This is a genomic window from Micromonospora sp. HM134 (assembly GCF_007833915.1).
GTDB classification, from domain to species: domain Bacteria; phylum Actinomycetota; class Actinomycetes; order Mycobacteriales; family Micromonosporaceae; genus Micromonospora; species Micromonospora wenchangensis.
This window is the reverse complement of the sequence record NZ_CP041061.1, coordinates 1,812,457-1,835,140: the sequence shown is the minus strand read 5'-3', so window position 1 is coordinate 1,835,140 and position 22,684 is coordinate 1,812,457. Positions and strand designations below refer to the sequence as shown.

At 74.5% G+C, this 22,684-nt stretch carries 18 protein-coding genes; 6 read left to right on the top strand and 12 right to left on the bottom strand.

Features of this window, described 5'->3' with window-relative positions; translation table 11 throughout:
• Positions 1-16 precede the first annotated feature (16 nt).
• Both FJK98_RS33105 and FJK98_RS08470 read left to right on the top strand, forming a co-directional pair.
• Positions 17-1,234 carry a hypothetical protein gene (locus tag FJK98_RS33105; RefSeq protein ID WP_168222350.1) on the top strand — a complete coding sequence of 406 codons (1,218 nt, stop codon included), beginning with the start codon at positions 17-19 and terminating at the stop codon, positions 1,232-1,234.
• A 224-nt stretch (positions 1,235-1,458) separates the two neighbouring features.
• Positions 1,459-2,190: a hypothetical protein gene (locus FJK98_RS08470; RefSeq protein ID WP_194821880.1), complete on the top strand. Its 732-nt coding sequence runs from the start codon at positions 1,459-1,461 to the stop codon at positions 2,188-2,190.
• A gap of 106 nt (positions 2,191-2,296) precedes the next feature.
• On the opposite strand, the gene FJK98_RS08465 is transcribed toward FJK98_RS08470, so the two are convergent.
• From FJK98_RS08465 to FJK98_RS08445, 5 genes are all read right to left on the bottom strand, one after another.
• Positions 2,297-2,683 (bottom strand): VOC family protein, encoded by a 387-nt coding sequence (locus tag FJK98_RS08465; protein WP_145918526.1) that lies wholly within the window; start codon positions 2,681-2,683, stop codon positions 2,297-2,299.
• A gap of 165 nt (positions 2,684-2,848) precedes the next feature.
• Positions 2,849-4,000 (bottom strand): cell wall metabolism sensor histidine kinase WalK, encoded by a 1,152-nt coding sequence (locus FJK98_RS08460; protein ID WP_194821882.1) that lies wholly within the window; start codon positions 3,998-4,000, stop codon positions 2,849-2,851.
• Between the two features lie 55 nt (positions 4,001-4,055).
• Positions 4,056-4,718 carry a response regulator transcription factor gene (locus FJK98_RS08455; protein ID WP_145918525.1) on the bottom strand — a complete coding sequence of 221 codons (663 nt, stop codon included), beginning with the start codon at positions 4,716-4,718 and terminating at the stop codon, positions 4,056-4,058.
• Between the two features lie 79 nt (positions 4,719-4,797).
• Positions 4,798-6,072: a PQQ-binding-like beta-propeller repeat protein gene (locus tag FJK98_RS08450; RefSeq protein WP_168222400.1), complete on the bottom strand. Its 1,275-nt coding sequence runs from the start codon at positions 6,070-6,072 to the stop codon at positions 4,798-4,800.
• On the bottom strand, positions 6,069-7,358 hold the full coding sequence (locus FJK98_RS08445) for a PQQ-binding-like beta-propeller repeat protein (RefSeq protein ID WP_168222399.1): 1,290 nt from the start codon (positions 7,356-7,358) through the stop codon (positions 6,069-6,071). The genes FJK98_RS08450 and FJK98_RS08445 overlap by 4 nt, the downstream gene beginning before the upstream one ends.
• A 136-nt stretch (positions 7,359-7,494) precedes the next feature.
• On the opposite strand from FJK98_RS08445, the gene FJK98_RS08440 reads away from it, so the two are divergent.
• Positions 7,495-9,342, top strand: a complete 1,848-nt coding sequence (locus FJK98_RS08440; protein ID WP_370517069.1) for a hypothetical protein — start codon at positions 7,495-7,497, stop codon at positions 9,340-9,342.
• 63 nt (positions 9,343-9,405) lie between these two features.
• On the opposite strand, the gene FJK98_RS08435 is transcribed toward FJK98_RS08440, so the two are convergent.
• Positions 9,406-11,220 (bottom strand): hypothetical protein, encoded by a 1,815-nt coding sequence (locus tag FJK98_RS08435; RefSeq protein WP_370517068.1) that lies wholly within the window; start codon positions 11,218-11,220, stop codon positions 9,406-9,408.
• Positions 11,221-11,612: 392 nt separating this feature from the next.
• Between FJK98_RS08435 and FJK98_RS08430 the strand changes: the two genes are divergently transcribed.
• Positions 11,613-12,809 (top strand): hypothetical protein, encoded by a 1,197-nt coding sequence (locus tag FJK98_RS08430; protein WP_145918520.1) that lies wholly within the window; start codon positions 11,613-11,615, stop codon positions 12,807-12,809.
• A 217-nt stretch (positions 12,810-13,026) separates the two neighbouring features.
• Here the strand turns inward: FJK98_RS08430 and dxs are convergent, their stop codons facing one another.
• From dxs to FJK98_RS08410, 4 genes are all read right to left on the bottom strand, one after another.
• Positions 13,027-14,982 (bottom strand): 1-deoxy-D-xylulose-5-phosphate synthase, encoded by a 1,956-nt coding sequence (dxs, locus tag FJK98_RS08425; protein ID WP_145918519.1) that lies wholly within the window; start codon positions 14,980-14,982, stop codon positions 13,027-13,029.
• A 118-nt stretch (positions 14,983-15,100) separates the two neighbouring features.
• Entirely contained in the window at positions 15,101-16,291 is a 1,191-nt protein-coding gene (locus FJK98_RS08420; protein WP_145918518.1) for an anhydro-N-acetylmuramic acid kinase, read from the bottom strand.
• A gap of 13 nt (positions 16,292-16,304) precedes the next feature.
• Positions 16,305-17,588 (bottom strand): class I SAM-dependent RNA methyltransferase, encoded by a 1,284-nt coding sequence (locus tag FJK98_RS08415; RefSeq protein ID WP_145922641.1) that lies wholly within the window; start codon positions 17,586-17,588, stop codon positions 16,305-16,307.
• 125 nt (positions 17,589-17,713) lie between these two features.
• On the bottom strand, positions 17,714-19,783 hold the full coding sequence (locus FJK98_RS08410; RefSeq protein ID WP_145918517.1) for an APC family permease: 2,070 nt from the start codon (positions 19,781-19,783) through the stop codon (positions 17,714-17,716).
• 161 nt (positions 19,784-19,944) lie between these two features.
• On the opposite strand from FJK98_RS08410, the gene FJK98_RS08405 reads away from it, so the two are divergent.
• Positions 19,945-20,610: a TrkA family potassium uptake protein gene (locus FJK98_RS08405; RefSeq protein ID WP_088646419.1), complete on the top strand. Its 666-nt coding sequence runs from the start codon at positions 19,945-19,947 to the stop codon at positions 20,608-20,610.
• 3 nt (positions 20,611-20,613) lie between these two features.
• Positions 20,614-21,303, top strand: coding sequence for a TrkA family potassium uptake protein (locus FJK98_RS08400; protein ID WP_145918516.1), 690 nt, complete (start codon positions 20,614-20,616; stop codon positions 21,301-21,303).
• A 104-nt stretch (positions 21,304-21,407) separates the two neighbouring features.
• Here FJK98_RS08400 and FJK98_RS08395 read toward each other — a convergent pair whose 3' ends face one another.
• Both FJK98_RS08395 and FJK98_RS08390 read right to left on the bottom strand, forming a co-directional pair.
• Positions 21,408-22,091 carry a DUF3159 domain-containing protein gene (locus FJK98_RS08395; RefSeq protein ID WP_145918515.1) on the bottom strand — a complete coding sequence of 228 codons (684 nt, stop codon included), beginning with the start codon at positions 22,089-22,091 and terminating at the stop codon, positions 21,408-21,410.
• Positions 22,088-22,468: an OB-fold nucleic acid binding domain-containing protein gene (locus tag FJK98_RS08390; protein WP_088646422.1), complete on the bottom strand. Its 381-nt coding sequence runs from the start codon at positions 22,466-22,468 to the stop codon at positions 22,088-22,090. The genes FJK98_RS08395 and FJK98_RS08390 overlap by 4 nt, the downstream gene beginning before the upstream one ends.
• Between the last annotated feature and the right edge of the window lie 216 nt (positions 22,469-22,684).

Sequence of the window (22,684 nt, the reverse complement as noted above, 5' to 3'; positions counted from 1 at the left end):
GCCTGGAGCTGATCTGATGACCTCACCGCCGGTCGATCCCTGGTCCGGGCAGCCGGAGCACGGCTCGCCCACCGGTCACTACTCCGACGGCCCTCCGGTGCCGCCCGAGGGCCCGCACACCCCGCCGCAGGGTGGCGGCTGGCCCACCACGCCGTACCCGGCGGCATCGCAGCCCGGCGGGTGGCCGGCCGATCCGCAGTCGGGCCCGCCGGCCGACCCGTACCCCGGCCCGCAGTACGGCGGCTGGCCGCAGTCCGACCCGGCGCAGGGCGGCTACCCGGCCGCCCCGCAGTCCGGGCCGCCCGGCACCCCACCGTCCGGTTACCCGGGCGCACCGCACTCCGGGCCGCCCGGCAGCCCACCGTCCGGCTATCCGGGCGCACCGCAGCCCGGCTACCCGGCGGCCCCGCAGCCCGGTTACCCCGGCCCGCAGCCGGGCTACCCGGGTGCCGCCGGGTCGGGCGGTTACCCCGATCCCGCCGCGCAGCAGTACGCCGGCTTCGGCGGCGCGCCGTTCAGCTCCCCGCCGCACGCCCCCGCGCCCCAGCGGTCGAAGCTGCCTCTGCTGCTGTCGCTGGGGCTCGTCGGGCTCCTGGTGCTCTGCCTCGGCGGCGGCGGCCTCACCTGGGTCGCCCTGAGCGACGACGACGACCCGAAGACGCCGACCCCGTCGCCGACGCCCACCGTCGCGGCCTCGCCCACCCCGAGCCCCACGCCTGTCGAGTCCGACAGCCCGACCCCCGACCCGACCCCCTCCGAGGACGTCGACGACCCTGGCCCGATCCGGCTGGTGACCCCGTCGACCCTCGGCGGCCGGTCCAAGAGCACCGACCCGGAGCTGCGCCGCATCGCCGACCAGATGGTCCGCGACATGAAGTCCGAGGTCCGCAACGAGACGGGCGCGGTGAGCGCGTTCTACGGCAGCGCGGCCAGCAAGAACATGGTGATGATGGCCGGCGCGTCGGGTCCGGTCATCCTCCCCGAGCAGGAGCTGGACGACGCGGTCAAGGGGCTGGGCAGCTCGCTCGCGGTCACCAAGATGTCCACCATCGACCCGGGCCCGCTGGGCGGGGTCGCGAAGTGCGGCGACGGCAAGGCGTCCGGCATCGCGCTCGGCGTCTGCGTCTGGGCCGACCACGGCAGCGTCGGCATGATCGTCATGTACTTCTCCTCGGCGGCCAAGGCGAAGTCCGAGTTCGTCGCCATCCGGGGTCAGATCGAGAAGCGGGACTGATCCGCCCGGGGGCGGTCACCGGGTCCACCGGACCCCGTGGCCGCCCCTGCCGCTGTCCGCGCCCACCGGCGCGCGGCGGCGGCACCCGGTGCGGGCCGTGCTCCGGGGACCGCGCGGGCCGGTGGCCCCGGGGTCGACCCGGGCGGACCGGTCGGCGGCGAGGGATGTCGGTCGGGCTGGCTAAGATCACCCGGCCTCAACAAACGATCTCTGGAGCCGATCTGATGTCCCAGCCCCCGACCACCCCTCCCGCCCACCAGCCGGACGGCGACGCGCCGCAGGGCAGCTACCCGCCGCCGGCCCCGCAGGGCGGCTTCCCGCAGCAGCCGGACGGCGTCGGGGCGACCCCGTACGCCGCCCCGCCCGCGCCGGCGAAGAAGCGGTCCGTCGGCAAGATCGTGCTGATCGTGCTGGCCGTGCTGCTGGTGCTCTGCCTCGGCGGCGCGGCGATCGCCGCGTTCGCCCTCAAGGACGACGTCAAGGAGGCGGTGGACGCCGCCAACACGACCGTCTCCGCCCCCGCCACCCTGGCCGGCCGCCCGCAGGTCACCGAGCCGGGCCTGAAGGCGGTCGCCGACAGCCTGGTCACCGAGATGAAGAAGTCGGTGCAGAACGAGACGAGCACCGCAGGTGCCTTCTACGGCGACCCGGCCAAGCGGGACCTGCTGATGATCGCCGCCGCGTCCGGTGTGATGGTCGACCCCAAGAAGGAACTCGACGACGCCGTCACCGGTATCTCCAGCCAGCTCAACGTCACCAACATGGCGGCCGTCGACGCCGGCCCGCTCGGTGGCGACGCCAAGTGCGGCGACGGCAAGAGCGAGGGCGTCCCGCTGGGCGTCTGCATCTGGGCCGACCGGGGCAGCGTGGGCCTCATCGTCCAGTACTACAAGTCGGCCGCCGAGCTGAAGTCCGAGTTCGTCACCATGCGCGGGCAGATCGAGAAGAAGGGCTGACCCCACCCGGTCGCCCCGACGGGGCCCCGTCCACCCCACGGTGGACGGGGCCCGTCGGCGTCCAGGCCGGCCCGCCGGCAGCTACGCCGGTCAGCCGGCCCGACGGTCAGCCGGTCGTGGCTGCCCGCTCGGCGGCGCTGCGCAGCACGCAGAACTCGTTGCCCTCCGGGTCGGCCAGCACCACCCAACCCGTGCCGTCGGGCCGACGCTGGTCGTCGACATGGACGGCACCGACGGCCAGCAGCCGGGCGACCTCCTCGTCCCGGGTCCGGTCGACCGGCTCCAGGTCGAGGTGCAGGCGGTTCTTCACCGACTTGCCCTCCGGCACGGCCAGGAAGAGCACCTCCGGCCCGCCCGGCGGCAGCAGCATCGCCTCCGAGTCACCGGGGTGGTCGTCGGGCTGGCGGGGGCACTCGAAGACCTGCGCCCAGAAGCCGGCCAGGGCGTAGGTGTCGTGACAGTCGATACCGATGTTGTGGATCCGTGCGCTCACGGGTCTGCCTTTCGCAGCAGTGGAACGCGCCCCGTGACGTGCGGTGTCAGCGGTGGGCAGGGCGGGGCGCGGGACAGGTCATGATGGACATCTACCGCACCCCCTCTCCTCGGTCCGGGCCGACGGGGCGATCATTGCAGGCGTCCGGCCGGCCGGCAAGCCGGTTCAGCCCGGGGCCTGGTCGGCCGAGGGCAGCGTGACGGTCACCTCCAGGCCCCCGCCCTTCTGTGCGGTGACCTGGACCGTCCCGCCGTGCGCGTCGCAGACCGCCCGGACGATCGACAGGCCCAGCCCGGAACCCCGCGCCCCGGTACGTTCCCGCCCGCCCCGGCGGAACGGCTCGAACAGCCCCGGCACGTCGGCCTGGTCCACCTCGAACCCGGTGTTGCGCACCACCAGCCAGGACGACCGCCCGTCGGTGCCGGTACGCACCCAGAGCCGGCCGTGCAGGTGGTTGTAGCGCACCGCGTTCTCGATCAGGTTCCCGGCGAGCCGGTCCAGCAGGCCCGGGTCACCGGTCACCGGGGCCGGTCGCAGCGAGGACTGCACCCGCAACCCGATCCGCTCCACCTCGCGGGACATCGCGGACAACGCGTTGGCGGTGCCGGTCGCCAGGTCACACTCCGTACGCCGGGCCAGCCGTCGACCCGTCTGGGCCTCACTGCGGGCCAACACCAGCAGCGCGTCCACCAGGCCGTTGGCGCGTTCCGAGGCGTCCCGGACCACGGTGGCCATCCGGCGGTACTCGGCGGCGTCCGCCTCGTCGTCGCTGAGCGTCACGTCGATCTCGGTACGCATCACCGCCAGCGGGGTCCGTAGCTCGTGCGAGGCGTTGGCGACGAAGCGTTTCTGCGCCTCGAAGGCGCCGGTGATCCGGTCCAGCATCGCGTCGAAGGTCCGGGCCAGCTCGGCCACCTCGTCGTCCGGCCCGGACCAGCCGATCCGCTGGTCGAGCGTGGTCTCGCCGAGCCGGCGCGCGGTCGCGGTGACCTGGTGCAGCGGGCGCAGCGTCCGCCCGGCCACCCAGTACGCCCCGGCCACCCCGACCACGCTGATCGCCAGCAGCGCCAGCAGGCCCTTGACCAGCAGCTCGTCGGAGGCGGCGTCGACCAGCTGCCGCTGCCACACCGCCGCGTCCAGTGAACGCCCGTCGGCCAGCAGCACGGTGGTGCCCGGCCGCAGCTCGTCGGTGGGCCGCAGCGCGTCGCGCACCAGCAACCAGGCCAGCGTCACCAGGATCGCCCCGGCCCCGACCAGCAGCACCCCGTTGAGCAGGGTCAACCGTAACCGCAGGGTGGGCCGCAGCCGCCGGCTCACGACCGCACCCCGGGCCCCGGACAGCCGCCCCGCCGCACCGGCCCACTCCCCGCGCTCATGAACCGACCGTCCGGTAGCCCGCGCCGACCACCGTCTCGATCAACGGTGGATCGCCGAGCTTCTTGCGCAGGGTCCGCACGGTCACCCGGACGATGGTGGTGAACGGGTCGGTGTTGGCGTCCCAGACCCGTTCCAGCAGCTCCTCGCTGGAGACCACCGCGCCGCGCGCCTTGACCAGCTCGCTGAGCACCCCGAACTCCTTGTTCGTCAGGTCGACCGGGGCACCCGCCCGGGTGACCACCCGGCGGGCCGGGTCGAGCACCACGTCGCCCACCTGGAGCACCGGCGGGGCGGCCGGGGTGGCCCGCCGGCCCAACGCCTGCACCCGGGCCACCAACTCGTCGAAGGCGAACGGCTTGGGCAGGTAGTCGTCCGCGCCGAGGCCCAACCCCTCCACCCGGTCGGCGACGGTGTCGCTGGCGGTCAGCATCAGCACCCGGGTGAGGGTGCCGGAGGCGGCCAGCTCGGCGCAGATCTGGTCGCCGTGCATGCCGGGCAGGTCACGGTCGAGGACCACCACGTCGTACCGGGTGACGAAGGCGGCCTCGTGGCCGGCGTCCCCGTCGTACGCCACGTCGACCGCCATGCCCCGCTTGCGCAGCCCCCGCACGATCGCGTCGGCGAGGTTCCGTTCGTCCTCGACCACCAGCACCCGCATCCCGACCTCCTCGCCGACCTGTCCGACAACCTAGCGCCGCCGACCAAACGGCTGGTCACGGGTGGACCGCCCCGCACCGTCAGTCGGGCATCCGCCACACCCCGAGGGTGTTCCGTTGCCGCCAGCAGACCAGCACCCCCTGGCTCCACCAGCAGGCCTCCCACCGGCCGGGCAGCACGTCGCGGACCCGCACCGTGCCGTCGGTCGGGTCCAGCTCGGCCAGCACCTGCCGATCGCCGGTGGCCGGCCGGACGGCCAGCAGCCGGACGGTGGGCGGCCACTGGTGGACCAACTCCCACCGGCCCGGCTCGGCCACGGGCCGCCCGGTCGCCGCGTCGAGCAGGGCCAGCCGCGGCGGCCCGTCGGCGTTGACCCCGACCATCCGGCCGGCGACCGTCTCGACCGGGGCCCACCGGTCGGAGGTCCAACGCACCCGGCCGGTCACCGGATCGAGCACGTCGGTCGCGGACGACTCCCGCAGACAGACGGCGTCGCCGCAGGAATAGACGGACCAGGCGGCCGACGCCGGCACCGGCGTGTCCCACCGTCGCCGACCGGACGCCAGGTCGTAGCCGGCCAGCCGACCCGGTTCCCCGTCGACCAGCAGCAGGTCACCGACCGGTTGGGCCACGTGGTGATGGTCGCTGCGGGCAGGCGGCACCGGGAACGCGAGCCGGCGTACGCCGGTGTCGACGTCGTACGCCTCGGCCCGGCCGGCGCTGGTCACCACGACGAGTTCCGCGACGCCGCGCTCCCCCGTCCGGTAGCCGACGGTGGCCGCCCCGGCGGTGACCGTCCAGCGGGTCGCGCCGGTCGCCGGGTCGACCCCGCGCACCGCCACCCGGTCGATGTGCACGTCCTCCAGCAGCAACCCGCCGTCGGCGGTCGGCACCGCCACCCCGGGCTGCCGCCACCGGCTCCGCCCGTCGACGTGGTCGAGCACCATGGAGACCGGTTCGCCGCCGGGATCGGTGGTGACCACCACGTCGTCGCCGACCCCCTCCAGCACCACCAGTTGGTGCCGGGGCGACAGCGACGCCTCCCAGCGGACCCGCCCGTCGGCCAGGTCGATCGCGGTGAGCTGCCGGATGCCGGCCGGTGACAGCGCCGACGGGTAGGCGAGCACCAGCAGACCCCCGACGATCAGGTGGCTGGGCTCCGGCACGTCCGGCACGGGCACCGGGGTCAACCGGGTCGGCCCGGGTGCCGCGCCGGCCAGGGTGAGCAGCAGGAGCAGGGCGGTCAGGGCGACGACCGCCGGGTGGCCGGCCGACCGCCGCGCCCGGGGCCGGCGTGCCGGCGGGGGCGTCGGCTCGTCGTGGTGACCGACCTCACCCAGGTCGATCACCGTCACCGGGGCACCCGCCAGACCCCGAACGCGCCGTCCACCAGCCGGCACAGCAGCAGCTGCGCGTCGGCCTGGCAGTCGCCGGAGACGGCCGGCAGCACGTCGCGCACCCGGGCCCGCGCGGCGGCCACGTCCAGTTCGGCGACCAGCATCCGGCCCTCGCCGGCCGGGCGTAACGCGAACACCGGACCGTGCGGGCTCTGCGACGCGGCGACGTTCCAGACGTCCAGTTCGGCGGCGATCCGCCCGGAGGCGACGTCGAGCACCGCCAGCGGATGCCAGACGCCCCGGCCCAGGCTGCTCGCCAGCAGCCGGCCGCCACGTTCGACCCCGGACAGCTCCCACCGGTTGTCGCGCCACACCGTCCGGCCGGTCGCCGGGTCCAGCGCCCGCACCCCGCCGGCCTCGCCCTGCGCGCAGATCAACGACCCGCACGCGATGAAGAACGACGGCATCCGCCACGGCACGTCCCACCGGAGTGTCAGCCCGTCGACGTCGTACCCGGTCAGCCGGTCGCCGTTCGGCTCGGCGGCGAGCAGCAGGTCACCGGCGACCTGGTACGAGGTGCCGGACGGCGGGCCCGCCCGGTCGAGCGGAGCGGTGTGCAGCCGTACCCCGCGCCGGGCGTCCCAGACCTCGGCCGGGCCGTCCGGGCGCACCGTCACGATCCGGTCCACCCCGTCGGCCCGGTGGCGGTACAGGGTGACCCGCGACGGCATCGCCGCCGACCAGCGGTCCCTGCCCGTGCCGGGGTCGACCGAGTGGACCGTCGGCGGGCCGTCCGCGCCGTCCTCGAAGATCAGGTCGGGGCCGGCCGGCTGGCCCGACCCGGTCCGCTGCCACCGCACCCGGCCGGTGTCCCGGTCGTGGGCGAACGTCCGGTACGCCCCGTCCGGGCGGCCGGAGGAGCCGGTGAGCAGCAGCAGGCCGGCGTGCCGGCGCAACTGCGCGGACCCGCTGACCACCGGCACCGGCACCTGCCACCGGCGGACCGGCCGTGCCCCGGCGGAGGTGGGGACGGTCCAGGCGCTCAGCCAGCCGGGGGCGGCGGCGGTGCCGCTGGGTTCGAGCAGGAAGACCTCCCCGTCGGCGAGCAGCGCCACCGTGCCGAGCGGAGCCGGCACCACGGCCGCCACCCGCTCCGCCACCGGCGCGGCGGCGGTCGACGCCAGCAGGGTGAGCGCCAGCACCACCGCCAGCCGCAGCGGCCGGCCGACGGCCCGGGGCGCGGGACGGGACGGCGGCGGCGGCAGCGGGTCGTCGCGGAGTTCACCCAGATCGATGACCGTCACGCGCACCCTCTTTCCACCGCCACGCCCCGCCGACCGCCCGCCGGTGGACGCGGAGCGCCGCGCACCGGGTCACCGGAGCGGCCGGTCGTCGCCTGTACGATGGCCCGTCGTGGCCGTGCCGGTGGTAGATCCCTCGTTGAACCCGACGTCCGCGCCCGACGCGGTCGAGCCCGACGCGACCGACCCGCAGGGGCGGCCCCGCCGACGGCCGGGCCGGGCCGACGTGCTCGCCATCGGAGCCTATGCGCTGATCGGCGTTCTCGTGTGCCTGAACTACTGGGTGGACGTGCAGCACCGGGTGTCGTCCCACCTGCCGACCGACCACAGCTGGTTCGAGTGGCTGTTCACCCATGGCGCGTACTCGGTGCGGCACCTGGAGAACCCGCTGTTCAGCGCCCGGCAGAACGCCCCGGACGGGGTGAACATGATGGCGAACACCTCGCTGCTGGGCATGACCATCCCGCTGGCCCCGGTCACCCTGCTGTTCGGCCCGCAGGTGACGTACGCGCTCTATCTGGGCGGGGCGCTCGCCGCGACGGCGGCCACCTCGTACTGGATGCTCTCCCGGCACCTGGTGCGCTCGCGGGCCGGCGCGTTCGTCGGCGGCGCGTTCCTCGGTTTCGCCCCGGGCATCGTGCACCACGCCAACGGGCAGCCCAACTTCGTCTCCAACTTCCTGCTGCCGGTGATCGTGGCCCGGGTGCTGCTGCTGGGTCGGCCCGGCCGGTGGCGGCGCGACGGGCTGGTGCTGGGCCTGCTGGTGGCGTACCAGGTCTTCATCAACGAGGAGATGCTGCTGCTGACCGCGCTGGCCTGCCTGGTGGCGGTGGTGGCGTACGTGGTGCAGCGGCCCCGCGAGGCTCGCACACGGGCCGGCGGTTTCCTGGCCGCGCTCGGGGTCGGCGGCGGGCTGGCGCTGCTGCTCACCGCGTACCCGATCTGGTACCAGTTCAACGGGCCGCAGTCCTACCGGGGCCTGCAGGGCGGGGTGTTCCACAACTGGGGCGAGGACCTGATGGCCTTCGTCACCTTCGCCCGGGACACCGTGGCCGGGGACGAGGCGGTGGAGAAGACCATCGGCCTGACCGAGCAGAACACCTGGTTCGGCTGGCCGCTGGTGCTGGTCGCGCTGGCCGCCCTGGTGCTGCTCTGGCGGCGGTCGCTGGCCGCCCGGATCGCCGGGGTGCTGGTGGTGGTCTTCACCGTCGCGGCGATCGGCCCCAAGGTGCGGTTCAACGGGGTGGAGACCACCGTGGACGGCCCGTGGGCGTACATCCCGGACGACCTGCCGCTGGTCGAGATGATGATGCCGACCCGGCTGACCCTGGTGGTGACCGGTGCGGTCGGCGTCCTGCTCGCGCTGGCCTGGGACGCGGTGGGCGGCCACGGCCGGTCCCGGGTGCCGACGCCGCGCGCCGCCGCCGACGACACCGCCACGTCGACCGCGCCGGCCCGTCGCCGGTGGGTCCGGCCGGTCGGGTACGCGGCGATCGCGCTGGCGGTGCTGCCGCTGTTCCCCCGCCCGCTGCCCGCGCAGCACATCGACCTGCCGCCGCACTTCATCACCGCCGGCGGCTGGCGGCCGTACGTGCCGGACGGCCGCACCCTGGTCCCGGTGCCCATCCCGAGCAACGTGCACGGCCTGTCCACGCTGCGTTGGAGCGCGCTGACCGGGCACGAGTTCCCGGTGCCGGGGGGCTACTTCATCGGCCCCAACGAGCTGGGCGAGGGCGTCTTCGGCGCGCCGAACCGGCCGACCAGCACCCTGATCTACGCCACCATCGACGCCGGCACGGTGCCCGCGCTGACCGGGGAGAACCGCCGGCAGGCGGTGGAGGACCTGCGGTTCTGGCGGGCGTCGGTGGTGGTGCTGGGGGCCCATCCGCGCGAGGCGGTGCTGCGGGACCTGATGACCGGCCTGCTCGGCCCGGCGCAGCGGGTCGACGACGTCTGGCTCTGGGACGTCCGCCCCCTGGTCGACTGACCCGCCCGGGGCCCGGTGCGCGGCACGACCCGGCCGGTCCGGCCGGGTCCGCGCCGAAACGGGTCAGGCGGTACGGGCCGACAGCGGCCGGACGTCCCACACCCACACGTCGAGTTCCCGGCGGGCGGGGCCGACCAGCTGCTCGACGGTCCGGCGCAGCGGCTCCGCGTTGTGCTGGCGCAGCGGCAGCACCAGCACGGCGGCGTTCCAGTGCCGCAGCTCGTCCAGGCTGCGCCGCCGCTGCCGGTCGTCCAGTTTGGTGGTCCGGCCGGTGGTGGCGACCTCGTCGAGGAGCTGCCCGATGCCGCTGGGCCGCCCGCCGAACCGGCCCGGGTCGCCGGTGTTGCCGTTGCGCGGGGCGAGGAAGTAGCCGCCGGGGATCTTGAAGTCCAGGTTGGTGGCCGCCGCCCAGCGCATCCCGTGGGTGTTGCCCATGCTGGGCACGGGCACCGGCACCAGGGTCTGCCCGGGGCCGACGTACTCGCGCCAGCGGTCGGCGGTGATGAAGTCCGGCACCGGCGGGCGTGAGGTCACCTTCAGCGGCATCGGCACGATCGGCAGCAGGGCCAGCACCAGGGCGGCCACCGTGACGGTCTTGGCGTGCCGCCACTGCGCGCCGCGCAGCGTCCAGGCCCGCTGCACGGCCAGCGCCAGCAGCATGCCGATCACCACGGAGGTGATCAGGGCGAACCGGGTGGGCACCACCGCGTCCAGCAGCGGCAGCCGCACCAGCAGCTCCCACGGCCCGGTGACCAGGTCCCGCCCCCACCAGGAGATCCGCTCGCCGAGGGAGAGCAGCGCGAAGAACGCGCCGGTGACGGCGAGCGCCCGGACGAGGCGTTCGCGGCGCAGCCAGAGCACGATGCCGACGGCGATCAGCGACAGGCTCCAGCCGAAGAAGGCGTTCTCCTCCGAGTAGTTCGGGGCCAGGTTGACGTTGGCCCGTTCGTTGCCGCCGAAGGTGGGCGAGCCGGGGGCGAAGAAGGCGGCGATGTCGTTGCCGTAGTCCTGCACCGCGTCGCTGAGCCCGTGGTACGCCATCGGCCCGGCGAACTGGATGTAGAGCGGGTACGCCAGCAGCGCCCCGGCCAGCACCGCGCAGGCGGCCAGCCCCGTGGCCAGGGGCCGCCACGCCGCCGACCAGAGCGCCGGCCGCTGGGCCACCATGGCGATCAGGAAGATGCCGCAGGCCAGGGCGGTGAAGAGCAGGATCTCCTCGTTGATGAACGCCTGCCCGGTGACCAGCACGGCGAGCAGCAGCCCGTCGCGCACCGGCCGGGTGGACCGGGTCAGCACCATCACCCGCCACACGATGAACGGCAGCAGGAACTGGCTGATGATGTTGGGGTGCCAGTTGGCGTGCGAGAGCATCGCCGGGGAGAAGCCGCAGAACCAGCCGCCGACCGCCGCGGCGAGCCGCCGCCGCACGAGGTGCCGGGACAGCACGTGGTACCAGGCGGCGGCGGTGCCGGCGAGGCCGAGGGTGACCAGCACCACGAAGGACACCGCCGGCCCGAACAGCAGGGTGACCGGCACCATCGGGATGCCCAGCGCCAGCACCGCCGTGTTGGCCATCAGGTTGACGCCGTCGGGGAAGTTGAACTGGTCGGTGTAGAACGGGAACTCCCCGTGCAGCACCACCCGCACCGAGTGGGCGAGGAAGAACTGCACCTGGGCCGGGTCGCTGCTGTAGAGCGACGCCACCCGGCCGGCCGGGTCGACCCAGATCCGGCTGGTCACCCAGAGCGCGACGAGCAGGAAGATGCCGTACACCACCAGGTCCTTACGGCGGGCGGTCCAGCGCCAGCGCCGCCACCACGCGGCCGGCGTCGCGCCGTCACCGTCCGTGTCCGCAGCTGCCCGCTCCGGTACGACCACCGCCGCCGGAGCGCCCGGCTTCCCTGCCGTCCCGACGGGCGGGTCCGTCACCGGTGGCGCGTCGACCGGCGACGCCTCGACCGTCCGGTCCACGGGTGCCGGTGCGTCGGCGATGCGCAGGTCGGCAGGGGTGGGACGGGTCACGGGTGGGGGCGCGGTCGCGGTGGCCGTCGTGCCGCGGGCAGAGCCCTCGGAGTCGTCGGGGGCCGGTGCGGAGGCGCCACGGGGCTCGGCAGACGTCACAGTCGGCGGAGTCTACCGGAGCCGGGAAAAAGCCCGAAATTCACTCTGGTGTCCCTTGTGGTCATCGGGACACGGCTGCGGGGCGTCACCGGGCGTTGCGTACCATGTGGGCTTCCGACAACGACGGCGACGCGATCGGGGGCGTAGGGATGGCTTCGGTTCGCCGTCGCGGCACGACGGTCGCCGTGCTGCTCGGTCTGTTGCTGACCGTTCCGGCCTGCGGCCCGGTCGCCGACCGTCAGGCCCGTGAGCTGCGGGTCGGCTACGACAGCCTGGACGGCACCAGGGCGGTGTGGCCGCCGCGCGGTTCGCTCGCCGGGGACGCCACGGCGACGGCGGCGGTGACCGAGGCGGTCCGCGCCTGGCGTTCGCCGATCGACGACCGGGTCCACCTGCCGTCGTCGGGCATCCTCTGGTCGGGTGCGGTCGACGGGGCCCCGCTGGCCCTGGTCGCCGCCGACGTGCCCGGGGAGAGCGCCTCCTGGCTGCTCCAGCTCACCGGGCGCGACGGCCGGTACGAGGTGACCCGCGCCAGCGAGTACACCGACCCGGGCTACCTGGTCTACGCCGACGTCCTCCCGCTGCACCTGCCGGACGGCCGGCGCTACCTGGCCTCCGGCCGGGTGGAGCGGCTGCTCGGCCCGGACGGCCGGGCGCTGATGCTGACCGACGGGCTGACCGGCGCGGTGAAGGTGCCCGACTGCCGGGCGGTGCCGGTGACGGCCACCCTGCGGGCCACCGAGTCGCTGCCCCGGGGGCGGGCCGCCGACCGCCTGCTCGACCTGGGCGTCGCCACCGTCGACCCGAGGTATCCCCTGGTCCGCGACGACACCGGTTCCGGCCGGCGGGCCCTCGACGGGTTGGACACCTGCGTGCTGGCCGACGAGCAGGGGCCGTTCGGGAGCATTCCGCGCCGCATCGGCGACCGGGACGCGCCCCGGTCGGTGCCCGAGTCGTGGCCGATGGAGAAGGTGGCCGTGCGGGCCATCGGCGAGATGACGCTGGGCGGCGGGAACGACCCGGGCGACCTGGAGCAGCTCACCTGGGAGACCGACGCGGGGACGATGACCGCGGTGGTCTACCGCCCGGCCGGCGACGGCACCCCGGTGGTCTCCCCCGCCGACCGGTCCAACCCGTTGCAGACGTACGTGCTGCCGGTGCCGGGGCAGCCGCTGGTGGTGCTGACCTGGCGGGGCAACCGGGACGCCTCCCTGTCGGTGCCGCCCGGCACCCCCCGCCTGGTGGAACGTCCGGGCCTGGTGGTCGTCCCGATGCCCGCCTCCCGGCAGACCTTCAGCCTGGCCACCGCCGAGAAGACCTACTACCGCTCCGCCGGCGGCCGCTGACCCCGCTCCCCCCGCCACCGCCCTCCCTGACCCCGGATCGCCCGGTGATCAAGAGGTTTGCGTCACCGGTGCCGGCCACCGTGACGTAAACCTCTTGATCACCGGGGTCGGCGGCGGGAGGCGGGAGACGGCGGGCGGCGGCACGGGGCGGGGCTGGGGAGAGACGGCGCGGGGCGGTCCCGGCAGTGCCGGGACCGCCCCGCAGGGTCGGGGTGGATCAGTTGGGGGTGGTGTCGGGGGCCGGAAGGCGGACCGTCTCCACCGAGGGGGCGTCGCCGTCCAGGCCGGAGATCCAGCCGGTGACGTCACGGGCCACGTCCTGCGCGGTCAGCCGCAGGTCGGCCAGGATCTGCGCCCGGGTGCCGTGCGGGTGCCAGTCGGCCGGTACGCCCAGGTCGCGCAGCGGCACCCGGACGTCGGCGTCGCGCATCGCCTGACCCAGCGCGTCACCGACACCGCCGATGCGGACGCCGTCCTCGACGGTGACCACGAGACGGTGCCCGGCGGCCAGCTCGACCAGCTCGGCCGGCACCGGACGCACCCAGCGCGGGTCGACCACGGTGACGCCGTAGCCCTGCTCGGCCAGCCGGGACGCCACCTCCATCCCGAGCAGCCCGAACGAGCCCACCGCCACCAGCAGCACGTCGGTACGGGCCGACTCGGCCAGCACGTCGACCGGGCCGACCCGGCGGATGGCCGGCAGGTCGGCGGCGACGGTGCCGGTGGGGAACCGGACGATGGTGGGACCGTCGTCGACGGCGATCGCCTCGCGCAGTTCCTCGCGGAGGCTGGCGGAGTCGCGGGGCGCGGCGATCCGCAGCCCCGGCACCACCCCGAAGACCGACATGTCCCAGATGCCGTAGTGGCTCGGCCCGTCCGGCCCGGTGATGCCGGCCCGGTCCAGCACGAAGGTCACCGGCAGCCGGTGCATCGCCACGTCCAACAGGACCTGGTCGAAGGCGCGGTTGAGGAAGGTCGCGTAGACCGCCACCACCGGGTGCAGGCCGCCCATCGCCAGGCCGGCCGCGGAGGTGGCCGCGTGCTGCTCGGCGATGCCCACGTCGTACACCCGGTCGGGGTGCTTGCGGGCCAGGGTGGCGATGCCGGTCGGCTCGGCCATCGCGGCGGTGATGCCCACCACGTCGGGCCGCTCGTCGGCGATGGCGACCAGCTCGTCGGCGAAGACCTGGGTCCACTTCACCGACGGGGCGGCGAGCAGCTTGCCGGTCTCGACGTCGAACGCGCCCGGACCGTGCAGGCAGTCCGCCTCGTCCTCCTCGGCCGGGCGGTAGCCGTAGCCCTTGCGGGTCACCGCGTGCACGATCACCGGGCCGCCGAAGTTCTTGGCCGCGCGCAACGCCGACTCGACGGCGGCGACGTCGTGCCCGTCGACCGGGCCGACGTACTTGATGCCCAGGTCCTCGAACATGGCCTGCGGGGCGACCGCGTCCTTGATGCCCTTCTTGACCGCGTGCAGCACCTCGTACATCGGCTTGCCGACGAACGGGGTGTTGCCGAGGGCGTCCTTGACCGTGTCGAGGACCTTCTCGTAGCCGGGGTTGAGCCGCAGCGACGACAGGTGGTCGGCCAGGCCGCCGATGGTGGGCGAGTAGGAGCGGCCGTTGTCGTTGACCACGATCACCAGCCGGTTGCCGGCGGTGGCGATGTTGTTCAGCGCCTCCCAGCACATGCCGCCGGTGAGCGCCCCGTCGCCGACCACGGCGACCACGCTGCGCTGCTCGCCCCGCAGGGCGTACGCCTTGGCCAGGCCGTCGGCGTAGGACAGGGCGGTGGAGGCGTGCGAGTTCTCGATCAGGTCGTGCTCGCTCTCGGCCTGGCTGGGGTAGCCGGAGAGGCCACCGCGCTGGCGGAGCTTGTCGAAGCCGTCCTGCCGGCCGGTGAGGATCTTGTGTACGTACGACTGGTGGCCGGTGTCGAACAGGAGCCGGTCGCGCGGCGAGTCGAAGACCCGGTGCATGGCCAGGGTCAGCTCCACCACGCCCAGGTTGGGGCCGACGTGCCCACCGGTGCGGGACACCTTGGCGATCAGGAAGTCACGGATCTCGGCGGCGAGGATGTCCAGCTGTTCGCCGGTCATCCGCTTCACGTCCTGCGGACCACGGACGGTGCCCAGTAGCCGACCGTGGTTGGCCGTGTCCTCGTCAACACTCATGACGAGAGAGTCTATCGGCCGCCGCACACTCCGCAGCCCGGCCGTGGATCACCGCAGGTGGGGCCCGGATCGGCGGTACGACGGCCGCCGGTCGTGGGTGATGGCCCGGCGGCCCGGATCAGCGGAGCACGACCAGCCGGCGGGGCGGGGGCGGCGCGGCCACCCCGTGCGGCGGCCCGGACGGCGTCCAGGAACCCAGCACGGCGGCCCGCCGGGCGCCGGTCACCGAGGGCAGCGCGCCCGGCAGCCCGTGCCAGGACAACCACCCGAGCAGGGCGAACGCGTACGCCTCCCGGGCCTGGGCGGGCACCCCCAGCTCGTCGGTGGTGCGCAGCGTCCACCGGCCGCCGCCGAGGGCGGACAGCCGACCCCACAGGGCCGGGTTGCAGACCCCGCCACCGGCCGCCACCAGCTCGGTCACCCGGTGCCGGGCACAGGCGTCGGCCACCGTCCGGGCGGTCAGCTCGGTCAACGTGGCGAACACGTCGTCGCGGGCGACCGGTTTCCCGAGCGCCGCCAGCCGGTCGTCGAGGTAGCCGGCGTGGAACAGCTCCTTGCCGGTGGACTTGGGCGGCGCCGCCGCGTAGTAGGGCTCGGTGAGCAGCAGCGCCAGCAGCCCGGGGTGCACCCGGCCGGCCGCCGCCCGCGCCCCGTCGACGTCGCACGGCCGGTCGAGGAACCGGCGGGCCGCCGCGTCGAGCAGGGCGTTGGCCGGGCCCACGTCGTACCCGAGCACGGGGGTGTCCGGCGCGACCACGGTGAGGTTGGCGATGCCGCCGAGGTTGAGCGCCGCCCGCACCCCGCCGTCGGGCCGCCCGCCCGGGTCACCGGCGGCGACCGGGGCGAGCAGCAGGGCGTCGAAGGCGGGCACCAGCGGCGCGCCCTGCCCACCGGCGGCGACGTCCGCCGACCGCAGGTCCGCCAGCACGGGTACGCCCACCCGGGCGGCGACCCGGGCCGGCGCACCGAGCTGGAGGGTGCCGTGCACGGTGCCGCCGTCGACCCAGTGGAAGACCGTCTGCCCGGGTGAGACGACCAGGTCGGCCGACCCGCCGGCCAGCTCGACGCCGAGCGCTGCGGCGTCGGCGAACACCGCGCCGAGGGCGTTGTCGAGCCGGCAGACCGCCTCGACCGTGGTCGGCCGTGGCGGCAGCACCGCCCCGATCCGCTCCCGCAGCTCCGCGTCGTAGCCGCACTCCCGGTGCCCGAGCGGACGCATCCGCAGGGTGTCCCCGACGGTGCTGAACTCGGCGGCGACCACGTCCACCCCGTCGTACGAGGTGCCCGACATCAGCCCGACGATCTTCATCGGGCCAGGCTAGTCAGCGGGGCGGGGGCAGGAACAGGCCGACGAGTTCGACGTGCTGGGTCATCGGGAACAGGTCGAGGCCGCGCAGGGCGGCGAGCCGCCAGCCGGCCCGGCCGAAGGTGCGGACGTCCCGGGCGAAGGCGGCCGGGTCGCAGGCCACGTAGGCGACCGCCCGGGGGGTGGCGGCGATCACGTCCCGCACCACCGCCGCGCCCGCACCGGTGCGGGGCGGGTCGAGCACCACCAGGTCGACCGGGCCGGTGATCCGGCGGCGGGCCAGTGCGGTCTCCACCCGGGCGGCGACCACCTCGACCCGGGACAGGTCGGCGAGGTTACGCCGGGCGGCGGCGACCCCCTCGGCGGCGGACTCGACGACGGTGACCCGGGCGTCCGGGCCGACCCGGGCGGCGAGCGCGGCGGCGAACAGGCCGGCCCCGCCGTACAGGTCCCAGACGGACTCGCCGGGCTGCGGGTCGAGCAGGTCGAGGACCGCGTCGACCAAAGTGTCGGCGGCGGCCGGGTGCACCTGCCAGAACCCGCCGGCCGGCAGCGTCCAGTCCCGCCCGGCGGCGACCTCGCGTACCGTCACCGGGCCGTTCCCGGCCGTCGGCCCGTCGCGGTCGACGACCGGCGACCCGGGAAGGTCGGTCGTCGCCGGCCCGCCGGGGAGGTCGACCGGGGTGGGCGTCCCGTCGGCGAGGGCGGTGACCACGACGTCGCCACCGGTGGAGGCGACCGTCGCCACCACGTCGGCCGCCGGCCAGCTCTGCCCGAGCACCGGCAGCGCCTGGATCGCCGGGTGGGCGATCAGGCAGCGGTCGATCGGCACCACCTCGTGCGAGCGGTGCTTGAGCAGCCCGGCCCGGCCGGTGGCGTCGACCGCGTAGCGGACCCGGGACCGCCAGCCCAGCGGGCCGCCGGGCAGCGGCGCGACGCTGACCCGCAGCGCGTCGATCTCGGCGTCGGTGAGCCCGCCGAGCCGGCTGAGCTGCTCGCGGACCACGGCCGTCTTCCAGTCGAGCTGGGCGGCCGGGGCAACGTGTTGCAGGTCGCAGCCGCCGCAACCGCCCGGCCGGGCGTACGGGCAGGGCGGGGCGACCCGGTCCGGCGACGCCTCGACGATCTCGACGGCGTCGGCGCGGGCGAAGCCCCGGTGCAGCTCGGTCACCTCGGCGACCACCCGTTCCCCGGGCAGCGCGTGCCGGACGAAGACCACCTGGCCGTCGACCCGGGCCACGCAGTGCCCGCCGGGGGCGACCGCGTCGACGGTCAGCTCGACCCGCTCGGCCTCCTCCAACCCGGGCCGCCGATCCGACCCGGACCGCTGGTCCTCCCCGACCGACCGGTCCGACCGGGCGGGGCCGCTGGCGGCCGGGCCGGAACGGACGGTGGTCGCGGAACGGGCGGGGCCGGGGTACGCGGTCACGGGCGGTCTCCGGTCGACGGGCCGGGCTCGCCGGGCGGGGCGGTCACCGGCGGTACGGGCGGCGGCAGGGTGCTGCGCGGCGCGACCCGGGGCCCCCGCGCGGGGGTACGGCTCAGCGTCTCGTCCAGCCGGTCGAGGTTCTTGGTCGCGGTGGAGGCCAACTGCCAGGGCACACTGGTCACCATCACGCCCGGCTCGAAGAGCAGCCGGCCCTTGAGCCGCAGCGCGCTCTGGTTGTGCAGCAGGTTCTCCCACCAGTGGCCCACGACGTACTCGGGGATGAAGACGGTGACCACGTCGCGGGGCGACTCCCGGCGGGTGTTGGCCACGAAGTTCAGGATCGGCCGGGTGATCTCCCGGTACGGCGAGTCCACCACGGTCAGTGGCACCGGCAGTTCCCGCCGCTCCCACTCCTGCTGGAGCTGTCGGGTGTCCTTCTCGTCCACGTTGACGGTGACGGCGGTCAGCGTGTCCGGCCGGGTGGCGCGGGCGTAGGCGATGGCCCGCAGGGTCGGCTGGTGCAGCTTGCTGACCAGCACGATGGCGTGGTTACGGGCGGGCAGCACGCCGCGTACCTCGGTCGGTTCCAGCTCGGCGGCGATCCGGTCGTAGTGCCGGCGGATGGCCAGCATCAGCACGTAGATCACCGCCATCGCGGCGATGGCGATCCACGCGCCGAGCAGGAACTTGGTGATCAGCACGATGACCAGGACGGTGCCGGTCATCGCCATGCCGAACGCGTTGATCGCCCGGGAGCGGAAGATCCGGCGGCGGGCCTCCGGGTCCCGTTCGTGGCGCAGGTGCCGGTTCCAGTGCCGGATCATGCCGGCCTGGGAGAGCGTGAACGAGACGAAGACGCCGACGATGTAGAGCTGGATCAGCCGGGTCACCTCGGCCTGGAAGCCGACGATCAGCACGATCGCGAAGACGGCGAGGAAGACGATGCCGTTGGAGAACGCCAGCCGGTCGCCCCGGGTGTGCAGTTGCCGGGGCAGGTAGCGGTCCTGGGCGAGGATCGAACCGAGCACCGGGAAGCCGTTGAACGCGGTGTTCGCGGCCAGGAAGAGGATCAGCGCGGTCATCCCGGCGACCACGTAGAGCAGCACCGACCCGCCGCCGAAGACGGTCTCGCCGAGCTGGGTGGTGACGGTCTTCTGCACGTACCCGTCGGGGCCGGAGAGGATCTGGGTGTTCGGGTCCTCGACGAACTGGAGGCCGGTCAGCCGGGCCAGCCAGATGATGCCGACCAGCATGGCCACCGAGATCGTGCCGAGCAGCAGCAGGGTGGTGGCCGCGTTGCGGCTCTTCGGGGCCTTGAACGCCGGCACCCCGTTGGAGATCGCCTCGACCCCGGTCAGCGCGGCGCAGCCGGAGGAGAAGGTGCGCAGCAGCAGGAACACCAGCGCGAAGCCGGTGACGCTGTGCTCGGCCTGGATCTCCAGCCCGGCGCTGGGGGCGCGCAGGTCGTCACCGAGGACGAAGTACCGGACCAGCCCGGTGATGATCATGCCGCCGATGACGATCACGAAGCCGTACGTGGGGATGGCGAACGCGGTGCCGGACTCGCGCAGCCCGCGCAGGTTCATCGCGGTCAGCAGCACCACCGCGCTCACCGCGATCAGCACCTTGTGGGTGGCCACGAAGGGCACCACCGACCCGAGGTTGGCCACCCCGGAGGAGACCGACACGGCGACGGTCAGCACGTAGTCGACAAGCAGCGCGCTGGCCACCCCCAGCCCCGCCCGGGGACCGAGGTTGACCGTGGCCACCTCGTAGTCGCCGCCGCCGGAGGGGTAGGCGTGCACGTTCTGCCGGTAGCTGGCCACCACCGTCAGCATGACCACGACCACCGCGAGGGCGATCCAGGGGGAGAACAGGAACGCCGACGCCCCGGCGATGGAGAGGGTCAGCAGGATCTCGTCCGGGGCGTACGCGACGCTGGACAGCGCGTCGGAGGCGAAGACCGGCAGGGCGATGCGCTTGGGGAGGAGGGTGTGCTGGAGCCGGTCGGACCGGAACGGTCGACCGACGAGGAGTCGCTTCAGCAGCGAGGTGGGACTGGCCACAAGCGCTAAGGGTACGACCACCGGATGGTGGTCGCCGGGGGGTGCCTGATCCCCTTCCCGGGCCCCGGCGCGGTACCGTTCGGTCCCCCGTGGTCGGGGTGGACGTGGCAGGCTCGCAGACGACAGTCGCCGGGAGGCGGGCGCACCTTGGGAGGGACACCGTGCACGTCGTGATCATGGGCTGTGGGCGGGTCGGCTCGACGCTGGCCCAGAGCCTGGAGTCCCGGGGGCACTCGGTGGCCGTGATCGACCAGGACGCGGACGCGTTCCGCCGCCTCGGCCCCGACTTCGCCGGGATCACCGTCACCGGCGCCGGCTTCGACGGCGAGGTGCTGCGCCAGGCGGGCATCGAACGGGCGGACGCCTTCGCCGCCGTCTCCAGCGGCGACAACTCCAACATCATCTCGGCCCGGTTGGCCCGCGAGACGTTCGGTGTGTCCCGGGTCGCGGCCCGGATCTACGACCAGCGCCGGGCGCAGGTCTACGAGCGGCTCGGCATCCCCACCGTCGCCACCGTCCGCTGGACGGCCGACCGGATGCTGCGCCACCTGGTCCCCGAGGGCAACGTGGAGATCTTCCGGGACCCGACCAGCACCGTGTCGATCATCGAGGTGCCGGTGCACAAGGACTGGATCGGCCGGCCGCTGCGCCAGTTGGAGGAGGCGGCCGGGACCCGGGTGGCGTACCTGACCCGCTTCGGCATCGGCATGCTGCCCACCGCGTCCAGCGTCGTGCAGGAGGGTGACCAGCTCTACCTGCTGGTCACCGACGACATCGCCGCCCAGGTCACCGCGGTGGCCGCCACGCCGCCCGAAGGAGGGCACTGAGCCATGCGGATCGCCATCGCGGGCGCCGGCAACGTGGGCCGGTCGATCGCCCAGGAACTGATCGACAACGGCCACCAGGTGATGCTGATCGAGCGGCAGCCCCGGATGCTGCGCCCGGACCGGGTGCCCACCGCCGACTGGGTGCTGGCCGACGCCTGCGAGCTGGCCAGCCTGGAGGAGGCGAACGTCGCGGGCTGCGACGTGGTGGTCGCCGCCACCGGCGACGACAAGGTCAACCTGGTGGTGTCCCTGCTGGCCAAGACCGAGTTCGCGGTGCCCCGGGTGGTGGCCCGGGTCAACCGGGCCGAGAACGAGTGGCTGTTCACCGAGCAGTGGGGCGTCGACGTGGCGGTCAGCAAGCCCCGGGTGATGGCCGCGCTGGTCGAGGAGGCGGTCACCGTCGGCGACCTGGTCCGGTTGATGACGTTCCGGCAGGGCGAGGCGAACCTGGTGGAGATCACCCTGCCGCCGACCGCGCCGTACGTCGGCCAGCCGATCCACGCCGTACCGATCCCTCGGGACGCCGCGCTGGTGGCGATCCTGCGCGGCAAGCGGGTGCTGGTGCCCAGCCCCGACGACCCGATCGAGGCCGGCGACGAGCTGATCTTCGTGTGCACCGCCCAGGTGGAGGACGAGGTGCGCGGGGTGATCCTCGGCCCGGACAGCGTGGAACGGACCCGCGGCACGGGCTGACCGGGCGGGGTCGTCCCGCCCGGCGGGGGCCGGGCGCTGGCGGTGGACCGCACCGGCCCGGGTTGCCGGGGGCTGGCGGGCCCGCCTGGATGCCGACCTGGCGGTCAGCCGCCGGGCAGCGGCTGCGGGGCGGACTCGCGGGTCACCCGGCGCACCACCCAGACCGTGATCAGCAGCAGCAGCGCGTAGGGCGGGTAGCCCAGGGCGAGCCGGGCCACCCCCAGCGCGGTGTCCTGGTGGGCCAGGTAGAGCCCGGCCTGCACCCCGACCTTGGCCAGCCACACCACCCCCCAGAGCACGGTGAGCTGGGTGAAGGTCCGCACCAGCCGGGGGTCGTCGCGCCACTCCGAACGGCCCTTGGCCACCAGCACCGACCAGATCCACCCGACCAGGGGCTGCCGGATCACCGCGGAGAGCAGCAGGGCGATGCCGTAGCCGATGCCGTAGAGGATGCCCGGGAGGTAGAAGTCCCGCTCGTCCCCGGTACGCCAGGCGATGGCCGCGCCGATCGCGATGCCGAAGAGCCCGTTGACGGCGTGCCGGACCGGGCGGCGCTGGACCAGCCGGACGATCGCGATCAGCACCGCCACCCCGACCGAGGCGATCACCGCCGGTCGCAGCTCGCCGACCACGTTGGCCAGCACGAAGACCACCACGGGGATGCTGGACTCGACCAGCCCGCGCCAGCCGCCGAGTTGGTCGGCCATCTGCTCGGCGAGGCTGGGCAGCCGCTCGTCGTCCGGCGGGCTGGTCTGCGGCTCGGTGGCCGGGGGCTGTCCCGTCGTCACTTCGGCGACTCCAGCTCGTAGTACGGGTTGTAGATGACCTTGCGGTCGTCCCGGACGGCCACCCGGCCCCGGGCGGTGAGGTGCCGGCCCGGCTCGATGCCGGCGATGTGCCGTCGGCCCAGCCAGACCAGGGTGACCACGTCGCTGCCGTCGTAGAGGTCCGCCTCCAGGGTGGGCAGGTTGGTCCGGGGCGTGTAGACCACCGTGCGGAGCCGCCCGGCGACCGAGACCACCTGCCCCCGCATGCACTGCCGGGCCAGCACGCCACCGGATTCGGCGCTCTCCCGGCGCAGCTCCTGCGCCTCGATCTCGGCCTCGCTGGCGGTGAACCGGCGCAGGATGCCCCGTAGCGACATCCGGCTCTCGTCGGTCGACATGACCTCCGCGTCACCCTCTCCACGCTGACCGGTCGGCACCGGCGTCACCCCGGCCCCGGGTGGGACCGTGCCGCCAGCGTACGCCGATCCGACCTCGTGGCGGCGGTCCGGTGCGTCCGCACCCGGTCGGCACCCCCACCGGAACGCCACCGGCGGCTCGCGGCCGGGACGCGCCACCGGCCTCCGCCGGGCGGCAGCGGGGGGCGGACAGCGGTC